At 48.5% G+C, this 6,910-nt stretch carries 6 protein-coding genes; 4 read left to right on the forward strand and 2 right to left on the reverse strand.

What is annotated here, in order from left to right; genetic code table 11:
- The first annotated feature begins 2 nt into the window (after nt 1-2).
- Both M8Q36_RS25415 and M8Q36_RS25420 read left to right on the forward strand, forming a co-directional pair.
- Nucleotides 3-1,022, forward strand: a complete 1,020-nt coding sequence (locus M8Q36_RS25415) for an aldo/keto reductase (RefSeq protein WP_249882857.1) — start codon at nt 3-5, stop codon at nt 1,020-1,022.
- Nucleotides 1,023-1,766: 744 nt separating this feature from the next.
- Nucleotides 1,767-2,954, forward strand: a complete 1,188-nt coding sequence (locus M8Q36_RS25420; RefSeq protein WP_249882858.1) for a hypothetical protein — start codon at nt 1,767-1,769, stop codon at nt 2,952-2,954.
- Between the two features lie 441 nt (nt 2,955-3,395).
- On the opposite strand, the gene M8Q36_RS25425 is transcribed toward M8Q36_RS25420, so the two are convergent.
- Entirely contained in the window at nt 3,396-4,277 is an 882-nt protein-coding gene (locus M8Q36_RS25425; RefSeq protein WP_249882859.1) for an AraC family transcriptional regulator, read from the reverse strand.
- A gap of 234 nt (nt 4,278-4,511) precedes the next feature.
- Here M8Q36_RS25425 and M8Q36_RS25430 point away from each other — a divergent pair, with 234 nt between their 5' ends.
- Nucleotides 4,512-5,690 (forward strand): alpha/beta hydrolase family protein, encoded by a 1,179-nt coding sequence (locus M8Q36_RS25430; RefSeq protein ID WP_249882860.1) that lies wholly within the window; start codon nt 4,512-4,514, stop codon nt 5,688-5,690.
- A gap of 343 nt (nt 5,691-6,033) precedes the next feature.
- Nucleotides 6,034-6,477, forward strand: a complete 444-nt coding sequence (locus M8Q36_RS25435) for an acetyltransferase (protein ID WP_249882861.1) — start codon at nt 6,034-6,036, stop codon at nt 6,475-6,477.
- A 20-nt stretch (nt 6,478-6,497) separates the two neighbouring features.
- Here the strand turns inward: M8Q36_RS25435 and M8Q36_RS25440 are convergent.
- Nucleotides 6,498-6,910 (reverse strand): cupin domain-containing protein (locus M8Q36_RS25440; protein WP_249883007.1); only part of this gene is annotated, 413 nt, incomplete at its 5' end.

Raw genomic sequence — 6,910 nt, forward strand, 5'->3', positions numbered from 1 at the left:
CGATGCAGTATACCCGGCTCGGTAAAAGTGACTTACTGGTCTCTCGCATCTGCATGGGATGTATGGGTTTTGGCGATCCGTTGACGGGCCAGCATCGCTGGACGCTGGGCGAAACAGCAAGCCGGGACATCATTCGCTACGGTCTGGAAAAAGGCATCAATTTTTACGATACCGCCATCGCCTATCAGAACGGCTCCAGCGAGCGGTACGTTGGCCGGGTGCTGCGGGAGATGGCAAAACGCGAGGATGTGGTGCTGGCCACCAAGTTTCTGCCACGAACCGCCGCGCAAATTGCCGGGGGCGTCAGTGGAAAAGAGGCAATAGCCCGATCGCTCGACCAGAGCCTGCAGAATCTGGGGATGGACTACATAGACCTCTACATCTACCACATCTGGGATTACAACACGCCTGTTATCGACGTGCTTGAAGCGCTGCATACCGCTGTTACTGTGGGCAAAGTGCGCGCTATTGGTATTTCAAATTGCTATGCCTGGCAACTGGCGAAGGCGAACGCCCTTGCCGAACGCGAAGGGTTGACGCTCTTTGTTTCCGTACAGAGCCACTACAACCTGATTATGCGTGAAGATGAACGAGAGCTCTTCGGTCTGTGCGCTGAAGATAATATCGCAATGACCCCCTATAGTGCGCTGGCCAGCGGCCGTCTCTCCCGTAAAGAAGGCCACACGCGGCGAGCCACGGAGGATGACTATGCCCGCGGAAAATATGACAGTACAGCAGAACAGGATCGGATCATTATTGAGCGCGTAGCCGAGCTTGCCGAACGGCATCAGGTGTCCATGACGGAAATCTCTCTTGCCTGGCTGCTGACAAAAGTCACGTCGCCTGTCGTAGGGGCCACAAAAAAAGATCACATCGATGGTGCGGTAAACGCAGTAAATCTTCAACTGAGCCCGGAGGAAATCCAGTTTCTGGAAGAAACCTACCAGCCTCATGTTCTGACGGGGATCATGGGGCAAACCACGCCGCAAACCAAAGACATTAAGCAGGTCTGGACGCGGTAGTCATTTTTCACTTTCATGAAACGCGGTCAGGAGCTACCGTGTTAAATCAAGCAATTTCGCCTGTAATATTGCAGAAACGCCCCGTAGCTTGCCTACGGCTGCGCACTCGCAGTACCGCGCGCCTGGCCACAAATGGCCCGCCGTTCCCGGTCGCAAGCGACCGGCGCTAACTGCGCCCCACCGGGGAGGCTTGGTTAGAACAATTTTTTCTGAAAGTTCATTTAGGTCCGGCAGGGCGGGGGATGGGATTGGTGGAACCTATCAATACGTACCGGCTACGCCGGGCATCGGCGATTCAATTATTTCCCTCTATTTCAGTCCAGAATATCGCCTTTTATGCCCTTCGGGCATGACTGACTGGCTGTGCATGTGCACTGCTCGTCAGTCTAAAAAACTAACTTCTATATGGTCCGCTATGAGCGAGGAGCAGAAATTATCGGTATTCATCAATTGAGCAAAATACATTATATATAACTGAAATAACGGCTATCAAAGCAGTATGATGCGGTTGCCATTCAGTAGGAGAAGTAAAATATGGAAAGGTGGCCTCAGGGCATTCCGGTTTTGGTTAGAGCCCTCTATTGTAATCTTACTAGCCATAGCACATTCCATAGCCATTAATTTCTAGTACCAAAGATTATAAAAGGATGGCTGGGAACTATTGACTGTTGATGGTAGTATCTACGCAATAAATAAACCACATTTTTCATTAGCTCATTAATTTTTAATTAAGGGATTTCTTGGATGAATATTCAGACCATGAAAATTGAAATCGATAAACTCATAAATAAAATATGCCGGAATGTGGTTGGTGGAGAATTAACACAACTCGGAGCATTGTTTAATTCATGTTTTCTTGACGGACTATCACAAATAATTTATAGTGGTGAGTGCGCAAAACACCCTAGCTTACTTATTAGTGTAGACGCTGAGTTATGCTGGATTGACAAGGCACCTTACGCAAAACTATGTAGTGGTATACCATTTGATAATAAAGTAGAATTAGGCGATGCAATGTTTATCTTCGAAGAAAAGCTCATTGTAGCGGGTTCACTGATTGTTTTAAATGAAAGGAAGAAAGCTTTTATCTTACAGGCAAAAATCACAGACAAAGAGGCGCAAATTTGCAATGTTCCCATTGCAAATTATGATAAACGTAATAATAAAGATAGCACCTTTAAGGAATTCGAACTTTACAGAAAATGGTCAAGTTTTGATATTTATTACGCATCGAATACGAAGAAAATTCAAGAGTATAATGTTAACTTAATCAATGGTTCAAGTACAGATCCCTGTCGATTTGCATGGTATGGAGTTGCCGCTTCGACTAGAATTCCAAACTTGTCATCAAGTTGGCCTTGCCGATGGATGATTGGAAAGGCGGTGATGAATACTCCGTGCAACAAAACCCTTGGCGAGTTGCTTAGCGGCTTTTATCAAAATCATATTATCGACGGCAGTCAGGTTGGAGAATATTTTGAAGGTGCCAGCAATTCTAATCCTGCGTGGGAAAAGGTAGTTCATCATGTCCTTGTCCGTAGCAAGCAGCTTGGAAAACCGTCTTATTTCCCTACTAATGCCACTACCCAAAATCGGATTGTATCATCACATAAAAGATTTATAGCCCCTCAGCTAATCCAGTTATTTTCTTCATTTGGTCTAAATGGTCGAATAATTACATGTAAATTATTAAATTACCTGTTATCAAATTCTCATTATCCATTGCATTATGTAGTAAGTAGATCACTTAAGAAGAGTATACCACCAAGACTTCTCAGACTTTTGTTTGATGATGTATTAGATATTCTGCAACCTTTCTATCCCGTAACGCTAAGGCTGAATGGAATACACAAACCAAGAAAATTTCCGCTAATACGTGTCACGGTTCAACGCCAGGCGGTTGAAAATTTCAACATCGATGATAAGAGTTAAACCGGGAAACTCTGAAATTTAGTTCTATCTTATTATTAAATGTGAATTTTAAGCATGATTTCTATGCCTGAAATTCATCATAAGACTTTTAATTATCCCAATGCTTACTGAGTTATATTTGTTGATGCTCTTAGGAAAAGAAACTAACGAAGTGGATTTCCTAGCCATTATGTCATAGTTGAGTAGCGCTGATCACCTTCTCCATTTCAATTAGGAAAGATCGTTGTTAACAACTTCCTCTCCTGACACAAAGCAGTCATCTCAACTATTGGACATTCTTGATGAGTTGCCGATTAGACATTCCTGATGAGCGTTGACAGTCTATGTAACAGCAATCTTGCCCATGAGGTTCGGAGTCTTGTGCAAAGAAGAGTGTTATCCTGAAGTCGGGATGCCAGCGAAACCAGCCTGTAATGGATGAAACCAGCGCCACAGATCTGCTCAGCGCTTCATTGGTTGTGCATCCCGGTGGCGTTCTGCCATGTAACGCCCCGGAGATGTTCCCAGTAATTTGCGAAAAAGGGTTGTAAAGCTCGGTACGCTCTCGTAGCCGAGCGAACCGGCAACCTGCTGGATCGATACTCCCTTTGCAAGCCATTCGACAGCGAGCATGATCGTGAGTTGCTGTCGCCAGCGGCCAAAACTCATACCGGTCTGTCGGCTTATCAGACGCGCAAGCGTTCGCTCGCTGAAGCCAAGCCGCTTTGCCCAGTCGCGCAAAGTTCCTCTTTCTGCTGGCGATTGAAGCATCAGGTCTGCCATCCGGCGCAGACGTGCATCGACAGGCATTGGTAAGTGAAGGTTCTCGGGCGGGGCAGTGGTGAGTTCATCGATCATCACATCAAAAAGACGGGTTTCTGCTCCACCCTGTTGGTAAAAAGCGGGAAGGTGCGCAGAGCGGATCAATAATTCGCGCAGCAGAGGCGTCACCGATATGGCACAGCACGTCGCAGGCAGACCCGCCGCTAAGTCTGACGCAATGAACGTGTTATACCCCTCCAGGCCACCCGCAGCCTTGAGACTGTGAGCGATCTCTCCGGGTATCCACATCGCGCTGCCCGGCGGCACAATCCATAGTCCTCCGGCAACCTCACATTTCAGCGCGCCCTTTTGCACAAACATGACCTGCCCTTTCTGGTGGGCATGCGCTTCCAGCTCAAACCCATTCAGGTCTGTGAGGAGAAAGCCCATTGTTACAATTGGGCGAGGGAGCGTGTCCGGGTCGATCCAGTCGGCACCGGCCAGCGACTGATTAAGTATTGGCATCTCACCATTATGCTCAGACGTGTCGCCATGTGGCAAGATTGAATAATAATTTGTCATTTCTTCGCAATGACGACCGGTTGCCAGTTCCTTATAGTCCCTTTTGTGGCAGACGCATTTTCTCTCCGGAGGAAATCCCGTAAGCAAATGCTGACCAACTGGTGATCAGAATGATGGACTCACTAAACAAATCGACGCACGTGAAACGGTTCGTCAGTGGCCTCACTTTTCCAGATTATCCAAAACAGCGCCTTCGCCACACGATCTGCTCCGAACCAAAAAGGAACAACCATCATGGCCGAACAAAACAGCACGTTACGCGGCGACTACTCGACAGCGCGTCTTACCCGGCGTTACCGCTTTGCCGATCCGAATATGGATTTGTTCTTCCTCGGCGCGTTGGGCTGGGGGCCGGCGGGCGGCCTTTCGGTGGGCGAAGCCTTTCATATTGCGTCGCACATTGAGGACGGTAACCCTGACACCTGGTCACAGGCCTTCGAGCGGCAAGGTGAGGTGCTCGCAGCACAGGCAGAGCGCTGGGCCGGACAGGGCGTAATGCGCACTGCCGGTGAAACCCGCCTTAAAGCGTTTGCCTGCTACCGTTCAGCGTGGCAGTTCGTCCTGCCGGGCCCATATTTTTCGGCTTTGTTCCGCAAAGGGCAGGAGCTGTTCGATCAGGCTATGCAAGAATTGGGCTTAGCGACAACGCGCTTTGAGGTCGCTTATTCCGGCGGTAAATTGCCGGGCCATTTTTTCCCTGCAAACGACCAGGCTGCGCCGACAATATTGATTATCGGTGGCGCGGATACCTGCCACGAGGACCGTTTCCTGTCACAGGGGCGCTATTATCTGGAACGCGGCTATGCGGTGGCTCTGGTCGATCTGCCGGGGCAGGGGTTGGTGGCAGAACAGAGCTTGCACTGGGAAGCTGAAATCGAACGACCGATCGGGGCAGTGATCGACACTCTGGTTGCCCGTTTCGGCGTGAATACACAGAAGCTGGCTATGCTCGGCATGAGCCTTGGGGGCTATTTCGCCTGCCGTGCGGCAGCGGAAGAGCCACGTCTTGCGGCCATTATCGCGACACCAGCGCTCTCACGTCCCGAAGAATTATTCCTTGCCGCTGCCGTAGCAACGAAGAAAGAAACGCACACACCATCGGATGCAGCCCACCGCAATATGCAAGTTCTGCTCTGGAAGGCTGGCGTCGATAACCTGACAGCCCTGGCCGATAAGTGGCAAAGCGCCGCCGCCGCTCCCGCGAAGGTTAATGTGCCCTTTCTCACCGTTGTTGGCGGCCAGGAGGGTGCCGTATGGAAGCAGCAGAGCATCGAATGGCACAACGCCATTCCGTCGGCGAATAAGCGATTAACGATGCTGGATGCAGAAACGGGCGCTGACGCCCATTGTCAGGGCAACAATCCTCTGCGCCTTGTGCAGGAGGTGGATGCCTGGTTGTGTGAGGTTTTGTGACAGCAAACTTGCCGGGGGGCACAACCGGAAAAGTCAGATGACCGGGGAAGGATGCCGTTATCTGGTAGACGAGTGATATCAAGCTATCTGTTCGTATGTTTTTGTAAAATAGAGATATTTTAACGACAGTCATGAACGAGGGACGGGAGTTTGTTTTAAAAAGGCCAGGATCTTTGTCGCAGATGATGAACAGGTTCAGACCAAACAGTGTGTTAGCACTACTCATGAGGAAGAAAAGAGATGACGACCAAATCACTATGGTGAATTTAATTTCACAATAGTAAATTTAAATGAACTCATTTTGTACGTAATACGCCAAGTAAAGATCACGTTAAGGTTGAAAATGTTAGAAATCAGAATGTCACGACCATCTGAAGCGTCAGAAATTATACAAATTTGGAAGAGTTCAGTTGATGCTACGCACGATTTTCTGACAGCTCATGACCTGCAAGAAATCGAAAAAGAAGTTATCGGCTTTTTTTCAGAAACCCCTGTATGGGTTGCAACAAATCAGGATGACCAACCACTAGGATTTATGTTTTTGCATGATGGTCATCTGGAGGCACTTTTTGTAGATGCTTCTGCTCGCGGACTTGGCGTCGGCAAGCGGTTGATTTCACATGCACTGTGGCTACATCCAGATCTAAGCGTCGATGTAAATGAACAAAACCAGCAAGCTGTAGGGTTTTATCAGCATATGGGTTTTCAGGTATCAGGGCGTTCCGGGCGGGATAACCAGGGAAGGCCATACCCCCTGTTGCATCTAAGAATAGCGAATACGATGTAACCATTGTGGCAGAGAAAATATCATTGATTTTTTTGGCTAAAAGCGACGATGTAAGAACAGCTCTGCTCACTATCAGGATGTCTCATTTGGTACTCGCTTGCAAAGGTAAGGGCAAGACAGTCACCGGCTCGTAAATGATGGGTCTGATGATTAACTCGAAAATCAAGGCTGCCACTCAGCATCCAAAGTGTTTGCCCGGAAAGATGCTCATTCGCAGAAGCGGGTATCGCCAGCTCACCCATAGCAGGAATTTCAACTCTTATAAGTTCCGGGCATGCCCCCGCCGGGGAAAGCGACCAGCGGGTGATGCCTGATTGCTTATCAGTCCAATGCTGTTGCTGATGAGCAAAGAGAACAAGCGAGTTCTGATGTAGTTCAAGCTCTGCGAAAAGCTTTGATAGCGTAATATTCATCGCGTTAGCTAAACGACTAA

Source organism: Kosakonia sp. R1.Fl, assembly GCF_023516815.1.
Lineage (GTDB): Bacteria > Pseudomonadota > Gammaproteobacteria > Enterobacterales > Enterobacteriaceae > Kosakonia.

What these genes read in the sequence shown, in the direction of transcription:
- M8Q36_RS25415 (WP_249882857.1), top strand. Translation starts at nt 3, where the DNA reads ATGCAGTATACCCGGCTCGGTAAAAGTGACTTACTGGTCTCTCGCATC.
- M8Q36_RS25420 (WP_249882858.1), top strand. Translation starts at nt 1,767, where the DNA reads ATGAATATTCAGACCATGAAAATTGAAATCGATAAACTCATAAATAAA.
- M8Q36_RS25425 (WP_249882859.1), bottom strand. Translation starts at nt 4,277, where the DNA reads ATGACAAATTATTATTCAATCTTGCCACATGGCGACACGTCTGAGCAT.
- M8Q36_RS25430 (WP_249882860.1), top strand. Translation starts at nt 4,512, where the DNA reads ATGGCCGAACAAAACAGCACGTTACGCGGCGACTACTCGACAGCGCGT.
- M8Q36_RS25435 (WP_249882861.1), top strand. Translation starts at nt 6,034, where the DNA reads ATGTTAGAAATCAGAATGTCACGACCATCTGAAGCGTCAGAAATTATA.